This is a genomic window from Anaerocolumna sp. AGMB13020 (assembly GCF_033100115.1).
Taxonomy (GTDB): domain Bacteria; phylum Bacillota; class Clostridia; order Lachnospirales; family Lachnospiraceae; genus Anaerocolumna.
In genome coordinates, this window is the sequence record NZ_CP136910.1 from 37,251 (window position 1) to 59,561 (window position 22,311).

Annotated in this window: 20 protein-coding genes; all 20 read left to right on the forward strand. The window is 40.2% G+C overall.

Annotated features, from left to right (window positions below):
• Positions 1-42: 42 nt before the first annotated feature.
• The 20 genes from R2R35_RS00185 to R2R35_RS00280 all read left to right on the forward strand — a co-directional run bounded on the left by R2R35_RS00185 (position 43) and on the right by R2R35_RS00280 (position 22,256).
• A complete protein-coding gene (locus R2R35_RS00185) occupies positions 43-1,713 on the forward strand; it encodes a MutS-related protein (protein ID WP_317732488.1) in 1,671 nt (556 codons plus the stop codon).
• Positions 1,714-2,004: 291 nt separating this feature from the next.
• The gene (locus tag R2R35_RS00190; RefSeq protein ID WP_317732489.1) at positions 2,005-2,169 is read left to right on the forward strand and encodes a YezD family protein; all 165 of its coding nucleotides are present in this window, start codon (positions 2,005-2,007) and stop codon (positions 2,167-2,169) included.
• Between the two features lie 174 nt (positions 2,170-2,343).
• On the forward strand, positions 2,344-2,784 hold the full coding sequence (locus R2R35_RS00195) for a pyridoxamine 5'-phosphate oxidase family protein (RefSeq protein ID WP_317732490.1): 441 nt from the start codon (positions 2,344-2,346) through the stop codon (positions 2,782-2,784).
• Between the two features lie 141 nt (positions 2,785-2,925).
• Entirely contained in the window at positions 2,926-4,260 is a 1,335-nt protein-coding gene (locus tag R2R35_RS00200) for a nitrogenase component 1 (RefSeq protein ID WP_317732491.1), read from the forward strand.
• 153 nt (positions 4,261-4,413) lie between these two features.
• Positions 4,414-5,952, forward strand: coding sequence for a nitrogenase component 1 (locus tag R2R35_RS00205; RefSeq protein WP_317732492.1), 1,539 nt, complete (start codon positions 4,414-4,416; stop codon positions 5,950-5,952).
• Positions 5,953-5,967: 15 nt separating this feature from the next.
• The gene (gene cysK, locus R2R35_RS00210; RefSeq protein WP_317732493.1) at positions 5,968-6,936 is read left to right on the forward strand and encodes a cysteine synthase A; all 969 of its coding nucleotides are present in this window, start codon (positions 5,968-5,970) and stop codon (positions 6,934-6,936) included.
• A gap of 24 nt (positions 6,937-6,960) precedes the next feature.
• On the forward strand, positions 6,961-7,314 hold the full coding sequence (locus tag R2R35_RS00215; protein ID WP_317732494.1) for a NifB/NifX family molybdenum-iron cluster-binding protein: 354 nt from the start codon (positions 6,961-6,963) through the stop codon (positions 7,312-7,314).
• A gap of 75 nt (positions 7,315-7,389) precedes the next feature.
• The gene (locus R2R35_RS00220) at positions 7,390-8,418 is read left to right on the forward strand and encodes an ABC transporter permease (protein WP_317732495.1); all 1,029 of its coding nucleotides are present in this window, start codon (positions 7,390-7,392) and stop codon (positions 8,416-8,418) included.
• A complete protein-coding gene (locus R2R35_RS00225; protein WP_317732496.1) occupies positions 8,412-9,230 on the forward strand; it encodes an ABC transporter ATP-binding protein in 819 nt (272 codons plus the stop codon). Before R2R35_RS00220 ends, R2R35_RS00225 begins: the two co-directional genes overlap by 7 nt.
• Before the next feature lie 234 nt (positions 9,231-9,464).
• On the forward strand, positions 9,465-10,652 hold the full coding sequence (locus tag R2R35_RS00230; protein ID WP_317732497.1) for an ABC transporter substrate-binding protein: 1,188 nt from the start codon (positions 9,465-9,467) through the stop codon (positions 10,650-10,652).
• Between the two features lie 136 nt (positions 10,653-10,788).
• Positions 10,789-11,196, forward strand: a complete 408-nt coding sequence (locus tag R2R35_RS00235; RefSeq protein WP_317732498.1) for a DUF4418 family protein — start codon at positions 10,789-10,791, stop codon at positions 11,194-11,196.
• Positions 11,197-11,267: 71 nt separating this feature from the next.
• The gene (locus R2R35_RS00240) at positions 11,268-12,503 is read left to right on the forward strand and encodes an ABC transporter permease (RefSeq protein ID WP_317732499.1); all 1,236 of its coding nucleotides are present in this window, start codon (positions 11,268-11,270) and stop codon (positions 12,501-12,503) included.
• Positions 12,503-13,165, forward strand: a complete 663-nt coding sequence (locus R2R35_RS00245; protein WP_317732500.1) for an ABC transporter ATP-binding protein — start codon at positions 12,503-12,505, stop codon at positions 13,163-13,165. Before R2R35_RS00240 ends, R2R35_RS00245 begins: the two co-directional genes overlap by 1 nt.
• Positions 13,166-13,326: 161 nt before the next feature.
• Positions 13,327-13,821 carry a GNAT family N-acetyltransferase gene (locus tag R2R35_RS00250; RefSeq protein WP_317732501.1) on the forward strand — a complete coding sequence of 165 codons (495 nt, stop codon included), beginning with the start codon at positions 13,327-13,329 and terminating at the stop codon, positions 13,819-13,821.
• A 109-nt stretch (positions 13,822-13,930) separates the two neighbouring features.
• Complete coding sequence (locus R2R35_RS00255) at positions 13,931-14,560, forward strand: hypothetical protein (protein WP_317732502.1); 630 nt, start codon at positions 13,931-13,933, stop codon at positions 14,558-14,560.
• Positions 14,557-15,033 carry a ribonuclease HI gene (gene rnhA / locus R2R35_RS00260; RefSeq protein ID WP_317732503.1) on the forward strand — a complete coding sequence of 159 codons (477 nt, stop codon included), beginning with the start codon at positions 14,557-14,559 and terminating at the stop codon, positions 15,031-15,033. The genes R2R35_RS00255 and rnhA overlap by 4 nt, the downstream gene beginning before the upstream one ends.
• A gap of 33 nt (positions 15,034-15,066) precedes the next feature.
• A complete protein-coding gene (gene mutS, locus R2R35_RS00265) occupies positions 15,067-17,772 on the forward strand; it encodes a DNA mismatch repair protein MutS (protein ID WP_317732504.1) in 2,706 nt (901 codons plus the stop codon).
• A gap of 57 nt (positions 17,773-17,829) precedes the next feature.
• Positions 17,830-19,941 carry a DNA mismatch repair endonuclease MutL gene (mutL, locus tag R2R35_RS00270; RefSeq protein WP_317732505.1) on the forward strand — a complete coding sequence of 704 codons (2,112 nt, stop codon included), beginning with the start codon at positions 17,830-17,832 and terminating at the stop codon, positions 19,939-19,941.
• A gap of 27 nt (positions 19,942-19,968) precedes the next feature.
• Complete coding sequence (miaA, locus tag R2R35_RS00275) at positions 19,969-20,913, forward strand: tRNA (adenosine(37)-N6)-dimethylallyltransferase MiaA (RefSeq protein ID WP_317732506.1); 945 nt, start codon at positions 19,969-19,971, stop codon at positions 20,911-20,913.
• A gap of 23 nt (positions 20,914-20,936) precedes the next feature.
• A complete protein-coding gene (locus tag R2R35_RS00280; protein ID WP_317732507.1) occupies positions 20,937-22,256 on the forward strand; it encodes a methionine gamma-lyase family protein in 1,320 nt (439 codons plus the stop codon).
• Positions 22,257-22,311 lie beyond the last annotated feature (55 nt).

The following is a 22,311-nucleotide window of genomic DNA, read 5'->3' on the forward strand; positions in this document are numbered from 1 at the left end:
AGTTAATTATTAGCAAGAAAATAAAGAAAAGTGGAGGTTAGGATGGAGATTATGCTTATGATTCTCCTTATAACATTGGTATTTGTTATAAAGGGTGTTCATGATAAGAGAAAATGGTATAAAAATATTAAACTGGAACTTGTAAACGAGTGGGGGAAGATACCCAAAGAAGAATATACCTCAGAAAAGTTCAGGTCACTGGCGGCTTATTACAATGTAATAAAGAAACCAGAGGATGTTGATCACATAACCTGGAATGATATTAGTATGGATGAGATATTTATGCTCATGAATCATACGGAAAGTGCAATCGGAGAAGAGTATTTATTTGCCATGCTGCATCAGCTGCAATTCGATAACAGTAAACTTATAGAGCGGGAGAAGTTAATGGATTTCTTTGAAAAAAATCAACAGACCCGTGTGGCGATGCAGTTTTCTTTATGGAAAATGGGTAAGATCAGCAACATATCTGTATACGAATATATCAATCGCCTTGAGGCAGTGGAGTCTTCTGGTAAATGGCCACATATATTTATGGTTTCCGGATTTTTGATATCGTTAGGACTTATCGCTGTTAATCCGATGATTGGAGGGACCTTAGCCGTAATCTTATTTTTACACAATGTATACCAGTATTACCACACGAAAGGTAAAATCGAGGTATACTTTACAATTTGTGCATATATCATCCGTCTACTGGATGGAATAAATGATATAGCAGAGTTTAGTAATCCCGAACTGAAGGAATACACGGCAAAACTTAAAAGCTCAAAAGCAGCTTTTAAGAGGTTTCGTAACGGTTCTTTTTTAGTAGGGCTTAAAAGTGCCAATGGTAATTTAAGTGATATCATACTTGATTACCTTAAGATTATATTTCACATGGATCTTATAAAATTTTATTCAATGATTGATTGTTTTAAAGCGAATAGAAAAGCATTAAATGAAATATATGAAACAGTGGGACTCTTAGACAGCTGTATTGCAGCAGCTTCTTTCCGGAAGATGATGCCTTTTTATTCCATACCCATACTGGAGCAGAAAAAGAAGCCTTTTATCGAAGCAGAGGATGTTTATCATCCTATGATTGAAAAACCGGTCCTTAATTCCATTCATACAAATGGTTCTGTATTAATAACCGGTTCCAATGCTTCCGGCAAATCCACCTTCATAAAAACCCTGGCAATTAACGCTATCTTAGCGCAGACAATTAATACCTCCTTAAGCACTACCTATAAAGCAAGCTTTTTCCTGACCATGTCTTCCATGGCTTTACAGGATAACCTGCTGGGAAATGAGAGTTATTACATTGTTGAGATTAAGTCTTTAAAACGGATTCTGGATAAGACCAATGACAAAATACCAGTATTATGCTTCGTAGATGAAGTATTAAGAGGAACCAATACCCTTGAACGTATTGCTGCATCTTCGCAGATACTGTATCATTTAAGTAAGACCAATACCATCTGTTTTGCAGCAACCCACGATATTGAGCTGACTCATATATTAGAGAGCCGCTTTGCCAATTATCATTTTAAAGAGCAAATCGCAGATAGAAATGTTCTTTTTGATTATAAGTTGATCAGAGGAAGAGCAGTTTCTAAAAATGCAATTAAACTTCTGGAAGTTATGGGATATCCGGAAGAAGTGACGGAAAAGGCATCAAGCAGCGCTGCGTATTTTCTGAAAGAAGGCAAATGGACAGGTATTTCATAAGCAGAGGAATATTTATACCGCTTCGTAAGTCAACGCTTAGAGATATAATTTAATTTCCAATAGATCAGCTCCAGTAGTTTTTTGGTAGATAACAGGAAGGAATAAGCTATCTTTTTGATATCTTTCTACGCCGGAAATCACTGGAGTTTTTTCTGTGTTTCCAATGTAAACGAACACAAAAATAAATTCAAAAAACTATTGACAAAGTTAGCCAGAAAAGTTATACTTACAAAAACAATACATATAATTCATATATGATAAGTATGAATACTCAATCTGAGAGGTGAAACAGTGGATAGTGGAAAGAAACCTGCTAAGAGAAATTGCGTAGGAGAAAACGACATTCAAAGAATAGTAGAATTTATAGAATCCATACAATTCGGATCAATAACAGTTGTAATTCAGGATGGGAAAATTGTACAGATTGAGAAAAATGAGAAAGTAAGAATAAAATAAAGGTTAAGTTGACCGGATAACCGGAGGCTTAGGAAAACAGGTATATGTTTTCTTAGGCCCATTTTTAATTTTAGACAGCATAACCTGTTCTGAAATTTTTCCATATCTTTATAAAATGAAAGGAGGTCAGGGGCAATTAATATTGATTACCGAACAAAAAGGAAGGAGAAAAGAATGTCCGCATCAGAGGAGAAGATAAAGGAGTATCTAAAAGCAAACCAAAGAATTGTACTGGCAACCGTTGATAAAGAGGGGAGCCCTGATGTTCGTATACTGGGAGGTTACGGAGTATCTGGTTACACCATATATTTTTCAACTGCTAAATCCAGTAATAAGAATACACAAATTGATGGTAATAACAACATAGCGGTTCTGTTTCAGCATGACAATCAGTTTATCTCGAAATATTTCAATGTAACAATTTATGGAGATGCATGGCTGTTAAACAGCAACAAAGAATTTGAGAAAGGCAGAGAAGTGATTCTGAACAAAAATCCTAATATTAAAATAACAGAGGAAACTCACAATATTTATAAAATAATTCCCAAAAAGCTAAAGGTATTAGACTTTGGCGAATCGGATGTTCAGGATAGGATTACCACGATACAGCTATAATTCAATTGTTTGTAAAGATTACAATTTCATGCAGGTTGACTGGAAAACCAGAGACCATGTATCAGTATACTACTGTTCATGTGTCTCTTTTTTATTCAAAAATAACCGGAAGTTGAACAGAATGGAAAGGAAGGATGTATTTTGGCAGATTTTATTGAACGCGCTAAATTTTCATGTGCTCTGGGAGGGGCATTAACTACTATCGCAGGTCTTAACAGGGTAATACCTATTGTCCATGCAGCAGGAGGATGTGCAGCGGCACTGTCAGGAACGTATAATCTGGCATCAGGTTATAGGGGAACCGGATATTGCGGCGGGACTATGATACCTACTACCAATATTTCTGAGAATAATATTGTCTTTGGCGGAGAAGACCGGTTGGAAGAACAAATAGAGAGCTCACTGGAAATTCTCGATGCAGATCTTTTTATCGTAGTAACGGGATGTCAGGTAGAAATCATAGGGGATGATGCAGTTAATGTAGCAAAACGTTTTAAGGAGAGGAATGTAATAGGGGCAAGCACACCAGGATTTTTAGGCAACACCTTCAAAGGTTATGATGCTGTTGTTAAGACCCTGATTAAGGATATTATTGAACCCTCTGTAAGTAAAGAAGCGGCAACTGTTAATCTGTTGGGAACAGTTCCTGGCCATGATGTATTTTACCGTGGAAACCTGGATGAAATCAAACGACTCTTAGGCCTCCTTGGAATAAAGGCAAATACCTTCTTCGGAACTGGGGATACCATTGCAGATATCAGATCTTATGGCAAAGCGAGCCTTAATATATTATTTACCGGTCAGGCAGGTGAAGAGTCTGCAGAGTTGTTTGAAGAGCTCCATGGAACCCCTTATATAAAAGCAGATTTACCTGTTGGTCCTTCCGGCACGGAAACTTTTCTATATCAGATAGGTGAGGCACTGGGAGTGGAAAAGGAACATATAGAAGCTGTAATTGAAACGGAAAAGAAGTATTATTATTCCTTTTTAGAGAGAATTGTTGATATATATTCTGATATTGATTTCCAACGTTATGTCGTTATAGCAGCAGACAGCTATTATGCTTATCCTTTAAGCAGATTTCTAGCCAATGATTTGGGGTGGATTCCTTTTATAACCTCCATTCATGATATAACGGAAGAAGAGGTACAGAAAGAATATGAGAAAAAGTTTGATAATCTGACTTCTGAAACCAGGCCGAAAGTAGTCTTTGAACGAAATGCCGGTGAATTGATAAAGGAAGTGCGTAACAGCTGGCCCTATAACCACAATCAGAAATATTATGATGCTTTTGGTCCAGCCTTTGTAGTAGGAAGTGGAATTGAAAGAGGATTAGCTGAAAAACTTGGTGCCGGCTTCTTATCTGTGGCATTTCCCGTCAGTAACAGAGTTGTATTAAGTAAAGGATACACTGGTTTTAAAGGCGGCTTGACGCTGGTTGAAGATTTAATCAGTGAACTGGTAGCTGCCAGATAATCAACGAGTGTTGCAGATTGAAAATAGAGCAAGTATCTATAAGAGGTGATATATTCTGACTATTTTAGAAGGTTTCGTTATGCCTTCGTATGAAACTGATAAACAAGTTATCTTCAAATTATGGAAATGGAATATAAGAAAGGAAGAATATCGATGGGAAATTATGCGGACAGCTTAACCTATAATTATCTTGGAGCGGATGCTCCACCGACCAGAGAAGAACGAATTGGTGCCTGTCATGCTTTTTGTGGTTCCTGCGGACAATTATCCGGAGGTATAAAATCTGGCTGTGCACAGCTGCAAAACAGAAAATTCTCTCAGAGCGGAGGGTGCCAATTAATCCTTGCCGTGGGTATCGTCAGCAGCTTTACAAATGTAGTTATGATAGTTCATTCTCCGCTGGGATGCTGCTCTGGCTTTGTTGGCAGCGGCGGACTTAGAAAAACCATGAGGGCTTCTAAGGGTAAACCAAGTGAAGATTTCATATGGCTCCATACCAATATGGATGAGCTGGATGTTGTCCAGGGTGGTATCGATAAATTAAGAAAAGCGGTGCTTTATGCAGAAAGTGAATATCATCCCGATGCAATCGTTATAGCCAACGGATGTGTTCCGGGAATTATCGGCGACAATATCGATTCTCTTGTAACGGAACTAAAGGACCGTACTGCAGCTAAAATTGTTCCTGTTCATTGTGAGGGCTTTAAGAGTAAGTATGTAGCTTCTGGTTATGACTCCGCTTATCATGGGGTACTAAAACATCTGATCGATCCTCCTGCCAAGGAAAACAGCGCAATCCCAGGAGCAGATGATATAAGAGATATCAAGGACAAATACCGTATCAGCCGAACCGTCAACATCTTTAATGTTGGCTCCAATTCCAATGGGGATGAGGTTGAACTGTCAAGATTATTAAGTGCAATCGGGCTGATTCCAAAGGTTCTGCCCCTTCATGCAACGATAGATGATCTTGCGCATATTGGTGAAGCTGCCTTGAATGTAAGTATCTGTGCAACCCATGACGACTATCTTTTAGGGCATTTAAAGGAACGTTTTGGAACAGATTATTTAATCGATACCCTGCCTATAGGTATACGAAATACCAATCAATGGCTGAGAAAGATTGCTGAATATTTTCATTTGGAAGAAGAAGCAGAGAAATTGATTGCTTTTGAAACTGCAGAATTAAAGAAAGCCCTGGAACCATTAAAGGCATCTCTTACCGGCAAGAAGATCTTTGTTGGCGGAGGTGAGACCCGTATCCTTACAACAGCTGAATTCTTCCGTTCTCTGGGTATGGAGCTGGTGGGTGTGAAAGCTCATAATGTGGACCGTTTTGTAGAAGATATCCTGGAGGATATGGAAGATCTCGAACTGTTAGTAGAGGTGGGAGCAGGACAGCCGGCAGAAGAGTTGAATTTATTGAAGAAATTAAAACCAGATTTGTACGTAGGGCATCTAAATGCAAATGGATGGGTGAGCAAGCTTGGCATCCCGAACTTCCCGCTCTTTGGTCAGACACTTAATTATATGGGGTATTCAGGTGCTTTCGAATTAGCCAGAAAAGCAGCAAAGATTCTTAAAAACACCAATTTTGTAAAGAATGTCTCTGCCAATGTGTCCTTGCCCCTGGCAGAAAGCTGGTATGCAAAAGATCCACGAGAAAATATAAAGGAAGCAGTAAATTATTAAACAGGGGGAAGTAGAATGAGCAGAATTGTAGAAAATCTGACAGATCTGATAGGAGATACACCAATATTAAAACCGCTGGCATTTTCAAAACTGGCGAAAATAGCAGATGCCAATCTGCTATTGAAACTGGAATATTTTAATCCCTTAGGCAGCGTAAAGGACCGTATTGCTTATTCCATGATTGCCGATGCAGAGGAAAAAGGTCTGCTTCATAAAGATTCTGTGCTGATTGAACCCTCCAGCGGTAATACCGGTGTAGGCCTGGCCTTTGTTGCAGCAGCAAAGGGCTATAAACTCATAATTACTATGCCTGATACTATGAGTATTGAACGCCGGACACTTTTAACGGCACTGGGTGCCAATCTGGTACTGACACCGGGAAGTCTCGGTATGAAGGGAGCCATAAGAAAAGCAGAGGAACTTCATATACAGACACCTGGTAGTATCATATTGCAGCAGTTTGATAATCCTTCGAATCCTAAAATACATAAGCTTACAACAGGACCGGAAATATGGGAGGCAACCGGTGGTAAAATTGATATTCTGGTAGCAGGTGTCGGTACCGGTGGAACCGTAACCGGAACAGGTGCTTACCTGAAAGAAAAGAATCCGGATATAAAAATCATTGCAGTAGAACCGGATGCATCACCGGTCCTCTCCGGTGGTAATCCAAATCCCCATAAAATACAGGGTATTGGTGCAGGGTTCGTACCCTCTGTTCTGGATACAAAGATTATCGATGAAATCTACCGGGTAAAAAATGAGGAGGCTATCGATACTGCGAGGGCACTTGCAAAAGAAGAGGGGCTTTTGGTTGGTATATCCTCGGGAGCCGCAGCCTTTGCCGCAGCTTTTGTTGCAAAAAGACCGGAAAATGCAGGGAAGACAGTTCTTGCTATTCTGCCGGATACCGGTGAAAGATATCTTTCCACGGAACTGTTTCATACGGTACCTGAGGAGAAAAGCCGTATTTGGTATAAATAAGAATAGAAAGTTGAAGTGGACTTTATGAAATATCGAATTGCAATCGGGACGAAGGATGGAAGCAATATAACAGAGCATTTTGGAGGATGCAGCCGTTTTCAGATTCTTGAGATCAATCAGGAGGATGATAGTATTAATTTTATGGAGGACCGAGTTACCGGTCATCAGGAATCCTGCGGAGTTCATCAGGAGGTAGTTATCAGAGAGAAGATAGAGGCCTTAAAGGATTGTCAGCTGGTACTGGTTAAGCAAATCGGGGTTCAATCGGAAAAGCTGCTGATACATTACGGAATCGTACCTCTGCAGAATGAAGGTGCAATCAATCAGGCTCTTAAAAAAATTATCAGCTTCTATAAAAAACATCAGTTTTATAGGTAAAAGAGGAGGGGCTTCACCTATAATCAGATACAATAATACTTAAAGATATGCAGAATCATATTATTGGAGGAAATTATGTCAGACGAGTTACAGGAAGTAAATGTAATAACTCCGGACTTAGAACTATCAGAAAAGAATTATGCCGAGAATAAAATACAATTTGATTATCGAACAGTGATACCAGGCGTTGGTCTGCTGATTGCACTGATTACAGAAGTAGCTGTACCAAATCATAAAGAAGCAAAATACAGCGATTTAACAAATCTAAGAAGCGTACTTTTGGTTGCTCTGGTCATATCATTGGCCTTTTTGCTGCTCTCGTTGTTTTTTGCCAGACTCCGTGAAAAATATTCTTCTCAGGGATGGTTTATCGGTGGGATCGGGATTTTTGTAACAATCTTAAATCTGGTAACGGTTAAGACACATTTACTGCCTCAATTATACTTTCCAAGCTTAAGCAGAGTTTTTAATGTGTATATAGAGGATAGGGAATTTTTATTAACCTGTATTACAAGTTCCTTCTCCTTATTGGTAGAGGGTTTGCTGGTGGGAACCATATTAGGTGTGATTACAGGAATATTGGTAGGTTGGAGCAAGGGGTGGAATTATTGGATTTACCCTATCATCCGTATTTTGGGACCGATTCCGTCCTCCACCTGGATTCCCCTTGCACTTATAGTATTCCCTGGTCCAAGGTGGGCAGCTGTATTTCTTATTGCGTTCGGTGTATGGTTTCAAATAACCATATTAACTAGTTCCGGTATACAAGCTACTAAAAAATCCTATTTTGAAGTATCATCAACTTTAGGAGCCAGTAATTTTCAGAATTTGATCCATATTGCTATTCCGGATGCCCTGCCCTCAATCTTTTTAGGTTTCTTTAATGCAACCTGCAGTTCCTTTGTTGCATTAATGGCAGCTGAAATGATGGGAGTCAAATCAGGTCTTGGCTGGTATATCAACTGGCAGAAGGAAATGATTGCTTATCCAAATGTATATGCCGGTCTGATTCTGATAGCAGGTTTTTGCTATCTGTTTATCACTCTTCAGTTTAAGGTAAGGGATAAATTGCTGAAATGGCAGAAGGGAGTAATTAAATGGTAACAGAAAGCAGTGCTGAAAAACAAACCGGAAACATTAAGGCAGTAAATATATCCAAAGAGTTTATAAACACTGATGGAGATAGAACCGTTGCTCTTAAAAATTTGGATACGGAAATAAAACCAGGAGAATTCGTGTGTCTTATTGGACCATCCGGCTGTGGAAAATCAACCTTTCTAAGATTGGTGGCCGGGCTTAATCCGCCGACGGAAGGAGAAATCTATCTGGACGGTAAGCCTATTAACGGACCCGGTTATGAACGAGGACTGGTATTTCAGGATCCAACGCTTTTTCCCTGGCTTACTATCTATGATAATGTGGCATATGGTTTGAAGATAAGAGGTGTTTACAAGGAACAGAAAGAGGAGGTGTCAGAATTTATCCGTCTGGTGGGGCTTAAAGGCTTTGAGAAGTCCTATCCCCATCAATTGTCGGGAGGAATGGCACAACGTGCCAGCCTTGCAAGAGCATTGGTGAACCATCCAAAGGTATTGTTGTTAGATGAGCCCTTAGGAGCTCTGGATGCCTTTACCAGAATGAATATGCAGGATGAAATCCTTCGGATTTGGAAAGAGCGTGGCACTACCATGCTGATGGTAACCCATGATGTAGACGAAGCCATTTATTTAAGTGACCGTGTTTTTGTTATGACACCCAGACCTGCAAAAGTAGAGGAGATAATCAATGTGGAGATCGGCAGGAATGAAACCTATGGAAGACAGAGAAACAGCGCGGATTTCTTGAATTTCCGTTCCAGAATTCTGCAGATACTTGATTTTACAGGGAAAGTACAGACACCGGAGTTCTATTTATAGATAAATACATACCGGATATATACGAACTTCCGTTAAGGAGATTCATCAGAAATGTATTTCAGGCAAACTGTTCTGGATTCTGATGAAGTGTTCTGCCAAATGTCTAAGTTGAGCTGTAAAAAAGTTATAGCTGATAGGATTTTGATAGAATCCACCATAAAATTTAGCAATGAAAATGAAGATGTGAAGAAAAGTATCAACTAGGGAAAACTAATTGTATGACGGAGGAATTTTATGAAAAAGAATGAAAAGGCAAGGATACTTGTAAGTCTTTTATTGGTTACTGTTTTGGTGCTTACCGGGTGCTCCGGAGGAACGAAGAATAAAGAAACTGAGAGTACAGTGGTAACTACTACCGAGACCGCTACAGAAACCCCTACTCCAACAGCAGCTACGGAAAGTACTTCAGAAACACCCACAACAGAAGCAGTTAGTACAGCAGCTGGTGAAGAATTAGAAGATGGAGTTATAAAAATTCTTTATGGCGCAGGACTTTGCGGAATTCCCATCCACATTGCCAAACAGCTTCAGTTCTTTGAAGCGGAAGGTCTAAAAGAAGGAGTTGACTACACCTATGTGACATCCAGTACCAGCGGTGTGGAAATGCTTTCTACCAAACAGGCAGATGTTTCCTTTGGTCTGGTAGCAGCCATGTTAGCTCCTCTTGACAATGGACTGGAGGCAAAAACGGTACTTGGTGTGCATACAGGCTGTATACAGCTTCTTGCAGGAAATGATTCCGGCATTACAAGCCTGGAAGAGTTAAAGGGAAAAAGAATCGGTGTTGAAAATCTTGCAACCTCACCTCACATTGTTGCCCAAAGAGCCCTGGCAAGTGTAGGCATTGGCTCTACCGGCAGTAATATGGAAGTGGAATTCGTAGTATTTCCCAAGGCTGACCTTCCGGTTGCGCTGAAAGAAGGGAAAGTAGATGCGATTGCAATCGGTGATCCGCAGGCTTCCATTTTAGTAAGTGATGGTGACGGTGTGTCAATCTTTAACTCTGCTACCTCTGAGCTCTTAAAGGATGAGTATTGCTGTTCTTTATGGGCAAGAAATGAAACAATAGAAAAACTTCCTAAGAAACTTGCCAAAGTAGTAACTGCAATACAAAAAGCCTCCCTCTGGATTGATCAGAACAAAGATCTTGCTGCTGAAATTCAGCTGGATAACGAATGGTTGGTAGGAGATCTGGCGGTTGATCAGAAAACCCTTGCCGATTACAAGTACCTGCCATCTGTCAGCGGAGTGGAAGCGGCCCTTAGCAGAAATATTTTGGATATGAAAGAGCTTGGTTTGATTCGTAAGGATACGGATGCAGATACTTTGGCTAAGAACAGTTTTATCAGACTGGAAGGTGTGGAAGATGTAATTTCTGGTACCATAGAAGCCCCCATTGATCCTGCCTCACAGCTGAAGTAATACACAGTCCTAGGGCTTTGCAGTTAAAAAAATAAAAAAATTGAAACGATGAAATAAGTGAATAGAAAAGCCTTTCACTTCTTATTATTTGTGGCAGTATCCCAGGCAAGCCTGGGATATGTAATGAGGAAAAATTATGAAAAATCGTATTATTACAGCTATCATACTGGGGATATCGGGATTGCTGTTTATAACAGGTCCCCGTTTTATCTTTAAAGTCTGCTCATCCGAAGAGATGGTTATGAATTGCCACTGGACGGTACAGGCAGAAATAGGAATAGGTATTCTGTTAATAGTATCGGGAGTGCTTTATCTGTATGCTGCCGCCTTCAATACAAGACTATTCTTATTATTGCAATCAGCAGCTATTTATATAATAGGTATTATAATACCGGCAGTACTGATCGGGGGGTGCAAGAATAAGGATATGGCTTGCCAAAGCCTTACTTTCCCGGCACTTTATTTAACAGCAGCATTAAGTCTTATTTATGTCACTGGATCAATCCTATATCTGCTTGGAGAAATCAGGAAAAGTCGCGGATAAGCTAAACCGTGTAGCAGGTGAAATGAGCTTGAAATAGAAAATTAATTACGAGATTGCAAAGGGTATATAATATGAAGAGAAAATCAAAGGGTAATATCCGCGGAAACCTCCGCTATAGCCATATCCTCCTACAAAACTTAAAAAGGAAAATCAACAGAACCATATTGTTGTCTTCCATCTTTTTTATCATGATATTTACCATCTTCTTATCTGCCAATATACTCTATAGCATGAAAGAAGGACTTAACAGCACCGTGAACCGTATCGGTGCTGATATCCTTCTGGTACCGGAGGATTACATAAGTTCTGTAAAAGATGCACTTTTTCTGGGGCAGCCAAGTACGATTTATTTCGATAGATCTCTGGAACAAAAGGCCGCAAAGGCGGAAGGCGTAGAAAAGGTGAGTTCCCAGCTGTTTCTTGCTACCATTTATAACAGTCCATGCTGTGATGAGGCAATACAGATGATTGCTTACAATCCGGCTACCGACTTTTTGGTGCAGCCCTGGATATCCAAACAGTTAGACCGTAACCTTCCCGATGGTGAAATCGTTGTTGGTAGTAAGCTATCCTACAAAAAGGGAGATACTGCAACTTTTTTCGGCCGTGATTTCAAAGTGGCCGGAAAATTAAAAGAAACCGGTATGGGTTATGATAACAGTGTATTCTTAAATTTCAATACTGCCCAGGTACTTCTTAAGGAATCCATTGTTAAAAATTATCTTGCAGTTGGAAATAGAGAAAATGTAATTTCGCTGATAACAATAAAGATAAACAAAGATGCCGAAGCTGATAAGGTTGCTGCCGGATTACAAAAAATATACAAAGAGGATGGTGTCAGCGTTCAGACCTCCGGAAAGCTCGTGGAAGGAATTGCAGGGACTTTAAACAGCTTTACCACCTATTTTGTTGTATTTGGCCTCCTTTTAATATCCTTTACGGTTCTTTCACTGATTGGTATTTTTTCCCTTTCTATGAATGAGAGAAAAAGAGAATATGGTATCATTCAGAGCTTGGGCGGAAGTAAAGGTAAAATACTCCGGATAATTATCGGTGAGGCTGCGGCAGTTGGAACCATTGGAAGTGTAGCTGCAAGTATAATTGCTTCTCTGATAGTAAGTCTGTTTCATAATTTCATTTCTCAGAAGCTAAAGCTCCCATACCTAAGTCCCGGTATTACTGGATTATTGGGATTAACTCTGTTAGCTATTCTGCTATCTGTACTGACCGGAGTAATTGCAGCCGGCATCAGTGCGATTTCTCTATACAGAATGGAAACCTATACACTGATAAGGGAGAATGAATAATGCTGGAATTAAAGAATATCACAAAACAGTATAAGCATTCTGCTGCCGGAGAAGCAGCAGTAAATAATGTATCATTAAAAATTTATGAAGGAGAATTTCTGACGATACTCGGTCCTTCCGGCAGTGGGAAGAGTACCTTGCTTTCTATCATTGCCGGACTATTAAAACCCTCCCATGGAATGGTTCATTATAATTCCACGGATATCGTAAATAATAGGAAAAACAGTACAGACGCAAGGATTAGTTACCTTATGCAGGGGCAGAGTCTGTTAGCTAATTTTACAGTTGAAGATAATCTTTATTATCCGGTATATTTGTCCGGTAAGAAGGGAAATTATCGAGACAGGGCAGAAGAGGTCTTAAAACTTGTAGGACTTATGGAAGTGATGAATTTCTATCCTGCCAGATTATCGGGAGGAGAAAACAGGCGGGCTGCAATTGCAAGAGCCTTAATGCTAAAACCTCAAATTCTTATCGCTGACGAGCCAACCAGTAGTCTGGACAGAGAAAATGCCGTCAAAGTAATGGAGCTTTTTAAAGCAATAAATAATGAGGGTACAACAATAGTGATCAGTACTCACGATGAGAGCTTTTTATCCTTGAGTGATAGTGTATACAGAATGAACAAAGGAATACTAAAGCCTGTAATCAAGATTGCCTGAGAAGAAATGAATAGAAGAATAAAGGGAAAAATAGGAAAAGATACAGGAGTAGACAGCTCCCGGTATCTTTTTTTTCATAAGGGTGACAATTTAGCAAAAAAAATGTTATAATATCATTTATTGGACATTTATTTTTGTTCAAAACAAAGATAGGGGTTTATATGGAAATAAGAGATATTAAACTAAAAGATACAGATGAGTTTATCTCCATGCAGTTGAGACTGGATGAGGAAACGGAGTATATGATGTATGAGCCGGGAGAGAGGAAGCCTCAAAGAGAAAGAACCGAAGCCTTTATCAGGGAAACACTGGATAATGATGACTTCCTGATGGTTATAGAAGACCAGGACAAGCTTTGGGGATATATCTCTGCATTAAAAGGCAGGTGCAACAGAATACGTCACACAGCTTATATTGTAACGGGGATATGCACCGACTATCGAAACCAGGGTATCGGAACGATATTTTTTCTTGCACTTGATAAATGGGCTGAACAGAATAAGCTAAGCCGCCTGGAGCTGACCGTCATGTGCCATAATGAGACTGCAGTGAGGTTATACGAAAAAAGAGGTTTCCAAAAGGAAGGAATTAAGAAAAATTCAATGCTTGTTAATGGGAGCTATGTAGATGAATATTATATGGCTAAATTACTATAAGGTACATAGAGAAGGTATAGAAAGAGTGCTTGCTGAAATATCCGAGCTGAGAAGGCTGAAACCGGTATGAAACAAATTATAACAGCTTAAAAGAGGAAGGAAATTAAACATGCTAAAAATAGAGCATATTCATGTCATGAATCTGGAGAATGCAATAAGAGGAGCTAGAAATCCCATGAACAGCTGGGAGAAGAGTGACAGTTATTATAATGAAAAAGGCGAATACATACTGGGAAGCAATGATTTTTCCCTTGCAGTCAGATTGTGCAGAGCAGGAACCGATCATAGAAAATATCTGCGTCAGGTGTTTGTATCCATGGATATCTCAGCACCGCTTTACTGGTGGAAGGAATTCGATACCTATAAAATTGGTACAACAGCCAACTCTACCAGTACCATGCACAAAATTCACAGTAAGCCTTTTGAAATCTCTGATTTCAGTACGGATCATCTGGCAGAAGAAGCAAAGCTTGTATTCTGCCATCTTATGGAGGAACTGGAGGCACTTCGTCTGAAATTTCTTGAGACCAATGATAAGAATTATTGGTATAGTATTATACAACTGCTTCCTTCCGGTTATAATCAGATGAGAACCGTTACCTTAAATTATGAGAATCTTATTAATATATATAACGCCAGAAAGAACCATAAGCTGATGGAATGGCATGTTTTCTGTGACTATGTCAGAGAACTTCCCTACAGTGAGGATTTGATAACCTGGGAAAAGAGGGCAGAATGAAAGTAACAATATATACAGACGGTGCAGCCAGAGGCAATCCGGACGGTCCGGGCGGCTATGGAACCATAATCAGTTATATCGATCCGGCAGGGACAGAGCACATCCGTGAATACTCCGGCGGTTTTAAGAAAACTACCAATAACCGTATGGAACTTATGGCAGCAATTGTTGGTCTGGAGGCATTGAATAAATCCTGCGAGGTTACTTTATATTCGGATTCCCAGTATCTGGTGAAGGCCTTTAACGAGCATTGGCTGGAGGGCTGGATAAAAAAAGGCTGGAAAAGAGGAAAAAATGAACCGGTTAAAAATGTAGACCTTTGGAAGCGAATGCTAAAGGCTATGGAGCCCCATAAGGTTACTTTTATTTGGGTAAAGGGCCATGACGGTCACCCTCAGAATGAGAGATGTGATGTACTTGCCACCAGTGCTGCAGATGGAAATGATCTTGCAGATGATACCATAGAATTATAAATATATTAATTGTTTTAGGAAGGAACAAAGGATATGGCTGAATTGACTCCAATGATGCAGCAATATGTTGAGATAAAGGGACAATATAAGGATTGTATTCTTTTTTACCGTTTGGGAGACTTTTATGAGATGTTCTTTGAGGATGCTGTTACCTGTGCCAAAGAACTTGAAATAACTCTGACCGGTAAAAATGTCGGACAAGAAGAAAGAGCGCCAATGTGTGGTATCCCTTATCATGCAGTGGAAAATTATCTGTCAAGATTAATTGCAAAAGGCTACAAGGTTGCCATCTGTGAACAGGTTGAGGACCCGAAAGCCTCAAAAGGGATTGTAAAAAGGGAGGTAATCAGGATTGTTACACCTGGAACCAATCTAAATGCGCAGTCATTAGAAGAAGGTAAGAATAACTTCCTAATGGGCATTGTACATACAGTAAATGCTTACGGTATTGCAACAGTAGATATTACTACCGGAGATTTCTTTGTAACAGAAGTAGATTCCGAGCGTAAACTCATAGATGAAATCAATAAATATGCACCTTCTGAGATAATCTGCAACAGTACCTTTATGGTTAGTGGGTTTGATATTGCAGACTTAAGAAACCGCTTGAATATTTCTGTGTCGGACTTAGAACCCTGGTATTTTGAAGAAGAGGCCTGCGTGAAAGCCATTAAAGATCAGTTTAAGGTTGCTAATCTGGGCGGTCTTGGGCTAGGTGACTATTCTATTGGAATAACTGCCGCAGGTGCAGTTATGTTATACCTGCATGAGACTCAGAAGAATTCTCTTTCCCACCTTACGCATATCATTCCCTATGTAACCAGTCGCTATATGATTCTTGACAGTTCCACCAGAAGAAACCTGGAGTTAGTAGAAACCTTACGAGAAAAGCAGAAACGAGGTTCCTTGCTGTGGGTACTGGATAAAACAAAGACAGCTATGGGAGCAAGGCTTTTAAGAAGCTATATTGAACAGCCCCTTATAGAGAAAGAGAGTATAACAGACAGACTGGACACCTTAGAGGAATTGAATGAGTCTGCTATAACCAGAGAAGAAATCAGGGAATATCTGAATGCAGTTTATGATCTGGAAAGACTTATCAGTCGTATCAGTTATAAAAGTGCGGGACCAAGAGACTTAATCGCATTTAAGAATTCCTTGGCTATGATTCCCCCTATTAAGATGCTCCTTGAGACTTCTGCCTGCAGTCTGTTGAAAGAAATCTTTCTTGAATTGGATCCTTTAGAGGATCTGTTTAAACTGATTGATGAAGGCATTGAAGAAGAACCGCCTATTGCTGTCAAGGAAGGCGGAATTATCAAAGACGGTTATCATGAGGATGTGGATAAGCTTCGTAAGGCGAAATCAGAAGGAAAGAACTGGCTTGCGGATCTAGAGACCAGAGAACGGGATAAAACCGGTATTAAGAACCTTAAAATAAAATTTAATCGGGTATTCGGGTATTACCTGGAAGTAACCAATTCCTACCAGAACCTGGTGCCGGAGAACTGGATCAGAAAACAGACTCTGGCAAATGCAGAACGCTACACTACACCGGAGTTAAAGGAACTGGAAGATGTTATCCTTGGAGCAGAAGATAAATTATATTCACTGGAATATGAGTTATTCAGTGACATCCGGGATACGATTTCCAGGGAAGTCCAGAGAATTCAGCGTACGGCAAAGGGCCTTGCCAAAATCGATGTCTTTACCTCCCTGGCTAATGTATCGGAACGAAACCGTTTTATACGTCCGGTTATTAACGAAGAAGGCATCATTGACATAAAGGATGGAAGACATCCGGTGGTAGAGCAGATGATATCCGGAAATATGTTTGTAGCCAATGATACTTATCTTAATAACAAAGATAAGCGTATCTCCATTATTACGGGTCCTAACATGGCAGGTAAATCTACTTATATGAGACAGACCGCATTGATTGTACTTATGGCGCAGATTGGCTGTTACATTCCTGCGGCTTATGGGAATATCGGTATTGTTGACAGAATTTTTACCAGGGTTGGAGCTTCTGATGACCTGGCTTCCGGTCAGAGTACCTTTATGGTGGAGATGACAGAAGTAGCTAATATTCTTCGAAATGCCACGAAGAACAGTCTTTTGATCCTGGATGAAATCGGAAGAGGTACCAGTACCTTTGACGGGCTTGGGATTGCCTGGGCGGTTGTCGAACACATTGCCAATCCAAAACTCTTAGGCGCAAAGACCCTATTTGCTACCCATTATCACGAACTTACGGAGTTAGAAGGTAAGATAGATAGTGTAAACAATTACTGCATAGCCGTGAAAGAACAGGGAGAAGATATTATCTTTTTGAGAAAAATCATTTCCGGCGGAGCGGACAAGAGCTATGGTATTCAGGTTGCAAAGCTGGCAGGAGTTCCCGACAATGTATTAAAAAGGGCACGGGATATTGTTGATGAACTTAGTCTCAATGATATTACCGATAAAGCAAAAGCAATGAAGGCAGTTAATATCAGTGAAGAGACTGAGAGAGATGAGCTGCAGGAAATTGCAGTCAGTGACGAACATACTTATGGTAACCATAAGAATAAAGGTTTCAGAAAAGGAAGAGACCTGGAGAATCAAATTTCCTTATTTGATTACAAGCTAACACCTGATTTTACGGAGGAGATAAAAGAGTTGAACTTAAATACAATGACTCCGATGGATGCTCTGAATTATCTTTATAAACTTCAGGAAAAGGTGAAATCCTCCTGACAACCTTTCTGCGATGTTCGCAGAGATAACAGACAAGAGAAGGGTAGGTGAGAATATATGCCTAAAATAACAGTTCTGGATGAAGCTACCATAAACCAGATAGCTGCCGGAGAAGTGATAGAGAGACCCTCTGCGGTGGTGAAAGAGTTAGTGGAGAATTCCATCGATGCAGGTTCTACGGTAATAACCGTTGAAATCAAAGAAGGCGGTATCAGCTTCCTGCGAATAACGGATAATGGCTCCGGTATAGAAGAAGGAGATATGCCTTACGTATTTCTCCGTCATTCCACCAGCAAGATCAGAACCGCTGATGACCTTTTGCGTATAACAAGCCTTGGTTTCCGAGGAGAGGCTTTGTCCAGTATAGCAGCAGTAGCACAGGTAGAACTGGTAACAAAGACCTCTGAAAGCTTTACCGGTATTAGATATCTTATTGATGGCGGAGTCGAAAAAGGCTTGGAACATATCGGCTGTCCGGAAGGCACCACCTTTATTATCAGGAACCTGTTTTTTAATACACCGGCCAGAAAAAAGTTCTTAAAATCTGCCGTAACTGAGGCAGGATATATTCAGGACTTTATGGAGAGAATTGCTATTTCTCATCCTCAGATCTCTTTTAAATTCATTGTCAATGGACAGGTAAAACTTCATACCTCTGGAAACAATAATCAAAAAGATGTAATATACCATATCTTTGGACGGGATATCACCTCTCACCTGATTTCGGTAAAAGGGGAAGAGGGTGATCTTACCCTTACCGGGTTTATTGCAAAACCTGCAATATCAAGAGGTAACAGAAATTACGAAAACTACTTTATTAATGGCAGATTCGTAAAAAATCCAATTATCTATAAAGCCATCGAGGAAGCTTTTAAGCCTTACATAATGCTCCACCGTTATCCGTTTACCGCATTGATGCTGACAATCGACACCGAGCTGATTGATGTAAATGTACATCCTGCAAAATTAGAGGTACGTTTTAAAAACGGAGAAGAACTCTACCGGTTTATTTATAACACCATAAGGAATACTTTAGAGGGAAGGGACTTAATAACAGAAGTTCACCTTACGAAAGAGGATAAATCCAGAAAAATAGAGCAGAAACTGCCGGAACCCTTTGAGGTAAAAAGACGGCAGGAAGAGGGACTTACCTACAAAATGCCACACCAGCCCTCTTTTTCCTATGATAATACTAAAAATAATAGCCCGGTTAATTCAGTTCTGAAAGAGGCAGTAAAGGCAACTGAAATCGGTCAGCTAAAAGCCTATGTGGATACAGCCCCGACCATATTATTGGAAAATAAAGCACGACTACAGGAAGCCGGTGCAGGGTTATCGGAAAAAAGCCTGGTTTATAGGGAAGAAGCAGCTGGTATTCCTCAAAAGGAGAAGAATGATTTAAGCAATACCCTAACAGAAGAAAACGTTGCTGCCAACCAACCGGCACAAGCCGCAGAAACAATTATACAAGCAGCAGTGCCTCAAAATACTGACAGCGAAAATACAGAAGATATTAACATAGATAGCAATTTACAGAAAACAGAAAATGATGGAGTCTACGAGCAGCTGGCTTTCTTATCGGAAAAGGCGGTTACGGAGCATAAGATTATCGGACAGTTGTTCAATACCTATTGGATTATTGAATACGGAGATAAAATGTTCCTGATAGACCAGCATGCAGCCCATGAAAAGGTTCTGTATGAGCGTATCATAAAGAAATTAAAAGAAAAGGAACACTTTTCACAGCAGTTAATGCCGCCGATTATTTTATCACTTACGATCAGAGAAAGAGATGCACTGCTTCATAATATGAAGTACCTTGAAGAAGCAGGTTTTGAATTTGAGGAGTTTGGGGGTAAGGAATATGCAGTGCGTGCGGTACCGGGGGATTTATATAATCTGGTGCATTATGATATATTAATTGAAATTATTGATGGACTTACCGAAGAAAGCTATAACAGCACGCCGGAAATCATACTGGATAAGATTGCCTCCATGTCCTGTAAGGCAGCAGTTAAGGGAAGCCATAAACTATCCGTAGAAGAAGCCAGAGCATTGATTGAACAACTTCTGACTCTTGAGAATCCATATAATTGTCCTCACGGAAGACCAGTTATCATCTCCATGAGTAAATATGAAGTGGAAAGGAAATTCAAGCGGATTGTATAAAGAACAAAAACAGGAGAAACCGAAAATATGAAAAAGCCTTTGATTATCCTGACAGGACCAACGGCAGTGGGAAAGACAGAGCTATCCATAAAGCTTGCAAAAGCTGTAGCGGGTGAAATTATCAGTGCCGACTCCATGCAGGTATATAAACACATGGATATAGGCACTGCGAAGATAAAACCGTCAGATATGCAAGGCGTTACCCATTATCTTGTTGATGAATTGGAACCGGAAGAAGACTTTAATGTAGTTAAATTCAAAGAGTATGCCCTAAAGTATATGGAGGACATTTATAAAAGAGGTAAACTGCCCATTCTTGTAGGGGGGACCGGTTTCTATATACAGGCGGTGCTAAACAGAATTGATTTTAAAGAAGCAAAAGAGGACAATGCCTACCGGGATGGTCTTCTGAAGCAGGCAGCAGAAAAGGGGGCAGATTATCTTCATGAACAACTTAAGAAAGTCGATCCCGAAGCTGCAAAAGCCATTCACCCAAACAATGTAAAACGCGTTATCCGCGCACTTGAATATCATAATCAGACCGGAGATTTAATCTCTGCCCACAACGAAGAACAAAAGCAGAAAGATTCACCTTATAACTTCTGCTATTTTGTATTAAACCGAGACAGAGAGGTCCTTTATGAAAGAATCAATAAAAGAGTGGATCAGATGATAGAAGAAGGACTTGTGGATGAGGTGAAGAGCCTGCTGAACAAAGGCTGCACCAGTAATATGGTTTCCATGCAGGGACTTGGTTATAAAGAAATTATCCGCTATTTAAACGGCAACTGCAGTCTGAGTGAAGCAATCAATAGTATCAAACAGGAAACAAGGCATTTTGCCAAACGGCAGATAACCTGGTTTAAACGGGAGAAAGAAGTAAGCTGGATACAGAAAGAAGATTACCAGGAGGATGAAGATATTTTAATAGCCCTGCTTTCACAAATAAAGGATAAGGGTATTATTAAATAAGAAAGGCAAAGGGCAGATCAGTCATGAAGCAGGAACTGGAAAAGATTTATAAGGAGTTTTCGATAGAGCCGTCTATCTTAAAACTTGGAAAAGAAACAGAAGAGAAACTAAAAGAAAGATTTGATGATATCGATCTCATAGCAGAATATAACCAGTTAAAGGTAATAAAGGCTTTTCAGGAGAATCGTGTCAGTGATATACATTTTGCTGCTACCACAGGTTATGGTTATAACGATCTTGGCAGAGACACAATAGAAAGTGTCTATGCCTCCGTATTTCATACAGAAGCAGCACTTGTCAGGCCCCAGCTGATCAGCGGTACTCACGCACTCAGCACCGCATTGTCAGGTAATTTAAGGCCAGGAGATGAGATCTTATCACCTGTTGGAAAACCTTATGATACCCTGGAGGGCGTTATCGGAATTGGGGAAGACAACCTTACAGAAGGTTCAAAAGGAGTAAGGCTAACAGGCTCTTTAAGAGAATACGGAATTACGTATTCACAGGTAGACTTATTAGACAATGGTGAATACGATTATGAAGGCATAAAAAATGCCATCAACGAGAGAACCAGGCTGATTACCATTCAGCGTTCCAAGGGTTATGCAACCAGACCTACCTTATCTGTAAAACGGATCGGTGAGTTGATTGCATTCATAAAAGCTATTAAACCGGAAGTTATCTGTATGGTAGATAATTGCTATGGCGAGTTTGTAGAAACCATCGAGCCTACAGATGTAGGGGCTGATCTGGTCGTAGGCTCATTAATCAAAAACCCGGGAGGCGGACTTGCGCCTATTGGAGGATACATTGCCGGTAAAGAAGAGTATGTGGAGAATGCGGCTTTTCGTCTTACAGCACCCGGACTTGGCAAAGAAGTAGGGGCTACCCTGGGTATTAACAGCCAGTTGTTCCAGGGCCTGTTCCTGGCACCCCAGGTGGTATCCGGTGCATTAAAAGGAGCTATCTTTGCGGCAAATATTTATGAGAAATTAGGTTTTGCGGTTGTTCCTAACGGTAGTGAATCCAGACATGATATCATACAAGCAGTGACGCTTGGTACCAGAGAAGGTGTAATTGCTTTCTGCCGCGGAATCCAGGCAGCAGCACCTGTTGACAGTTATGTGGTTCCAGAGCCTTGGGCTATGCCTGGTTATACCTGCGATGTCATCATGGCCGCAGGAGCTTTTATTCAGGGGGCAAGTATCGAACTGAGTGCGGATGCACCGGTTAAACCACCTTATAACGTATATTTTCAGGGAGGACTGACCTGGTATCATGCCAAATTCGGAATCCTCATGTCTGTACAGAAAATGTATGAAGAAGGTCTTATAACCTTATAAATTATATTATTCTATTGGTGTATACAAAATCAGGTTTATATGTTAGAATATAGGG

What these genes read in the sequence shown, in the direction of transcription:
- R2R35_RS00205 (WP_317732492.1), top strand. Translation starts at nt 4,414, where the DNA reads ATGGGAAATTATGCGGACAGCTTAACCTATAATTATCTTGGAGCGGAT.
- R2R35_RS00245 (WP_317732500.1), top strand. Translation starts at nt 12,503, where the DNA reads ATGCTGGAATTAAAGAATATCACAAAACAGTATAAGCATTCTGCTGCC.
- R2R35_RS00195 (WP_317732490.1), top strand. Translation starts at nt 2,344, where the DNA reads ATGTCCGCATCAGAGGAGAAGATAAAGGAGTATCTAAAAGCAAACCAA.
- rnhA (WP_317732503.1), top strand. Translation starts at nt 14,557, where the DNA reads ATGAAAGTAACAATATATACAGACGGTGCAGCCAGAGGCAATCCGGAC.
- cysK (WP_317732493.1), top strand. Translation starts at nt 5,968, where the DNA reads ATGAGCAGAATTGTAGAAAATCTGACAGATCTGATAGGAGATACACCA.
- mutS (WP_317732504.1), top strand. Translation starts at nt 15,067, where the DNA reads ATGGCTGAATTGACTCCAATGATGCAGCAATATGTTGAGATAAAGGGA.
- R2R35_RS00225 (WP_317732496.1), top strand. Translation starts at nt 8,412, where the DNA reads ATGGTAACAGAAAGCAGTGCTGAAAAACAAACCGGAAACATTAAGGCA.
- R2R35_RS00220 (WP_317732495.1), top strand. Translation starts at nt 7,390, where the DNA reads ATGTCAGACGAGTTACAGGAAGTAAATGTAATAACTCCGGACTTAGAA.
- R2R35_RS00185 (WP_317732488.1), top strand. Translation starts at nt 43, where the DNA reads ATGGAGATTATGCTTATGATTCTCCTTATAACATTGGTATTTGTTATA.
- miaA (WP_317732506.1), top strand. Translation starts at nt 19,969, where the DNA reads ATGAAAAAGCCTTTGATTATCCTGACAGGACCAACGGCAGTGGGAAAG.
- R2R35_RS00215 (WP_317732494.1), top strand. Translation starts at nt 6,961, where the DNA reads ATGAAATATCGAATTGCAATCGGGACGAAGGATGGAAGCAATATAACA.
- R2R35_RS00280 (WP_317732507.1), top strand. Translation starts at nt 20,937, where the DNA reads ATGAAGCAGGAACTGGAAAAGATTTATAAGGAGTTTTCGATAGAGCCG.
- R2R35_RS00235 (WP_317732498.1), top strand. Translation starts at nt 10,789, where the DNA reads ATGAAAAATCGTATTATTACAGCTATCATACTGGGGATATCGGGATTG.
- R2R35_RS00230 (WP_317732497.1), top strand. Translation starts at nt 9,465, where the DNA reads ATGAAAAAGAATGAAAAGGCAAGGATACTTGTAAGTCTTTTATTGGTT.
- R2R35_RS00250 (WP_317732501.1), top strand. Translation starts at nt 13,327, where the DNA reads ATGGAAATAAGAGATATTAAACTAAAAGATACAGATGAGTTTATCTCC.
- R2R35_RS00255 (WP_317732502.1), top strand. Translation starts at nt 13,931, where the DNA reads ATGCTAAAAATAGAGCATATTCATGTCATGAATCTGGAGAATGCAATA.
- mutL (WP_317732505.1), top strand. Translation starts at nt 17,830, where the DNA reads ATGCCTAAAATAACAGTTCTGGATGAAGCTACCATAAACCAGATAGCT.
- R2R35_RS00240 (WP_317732499.1), top strand. Translation starts at nt 11,268, where the DNA reads ATGAAGAGAAAATCAAAGGGTAATATCCGCGGAAACCTCCGCTATAGC.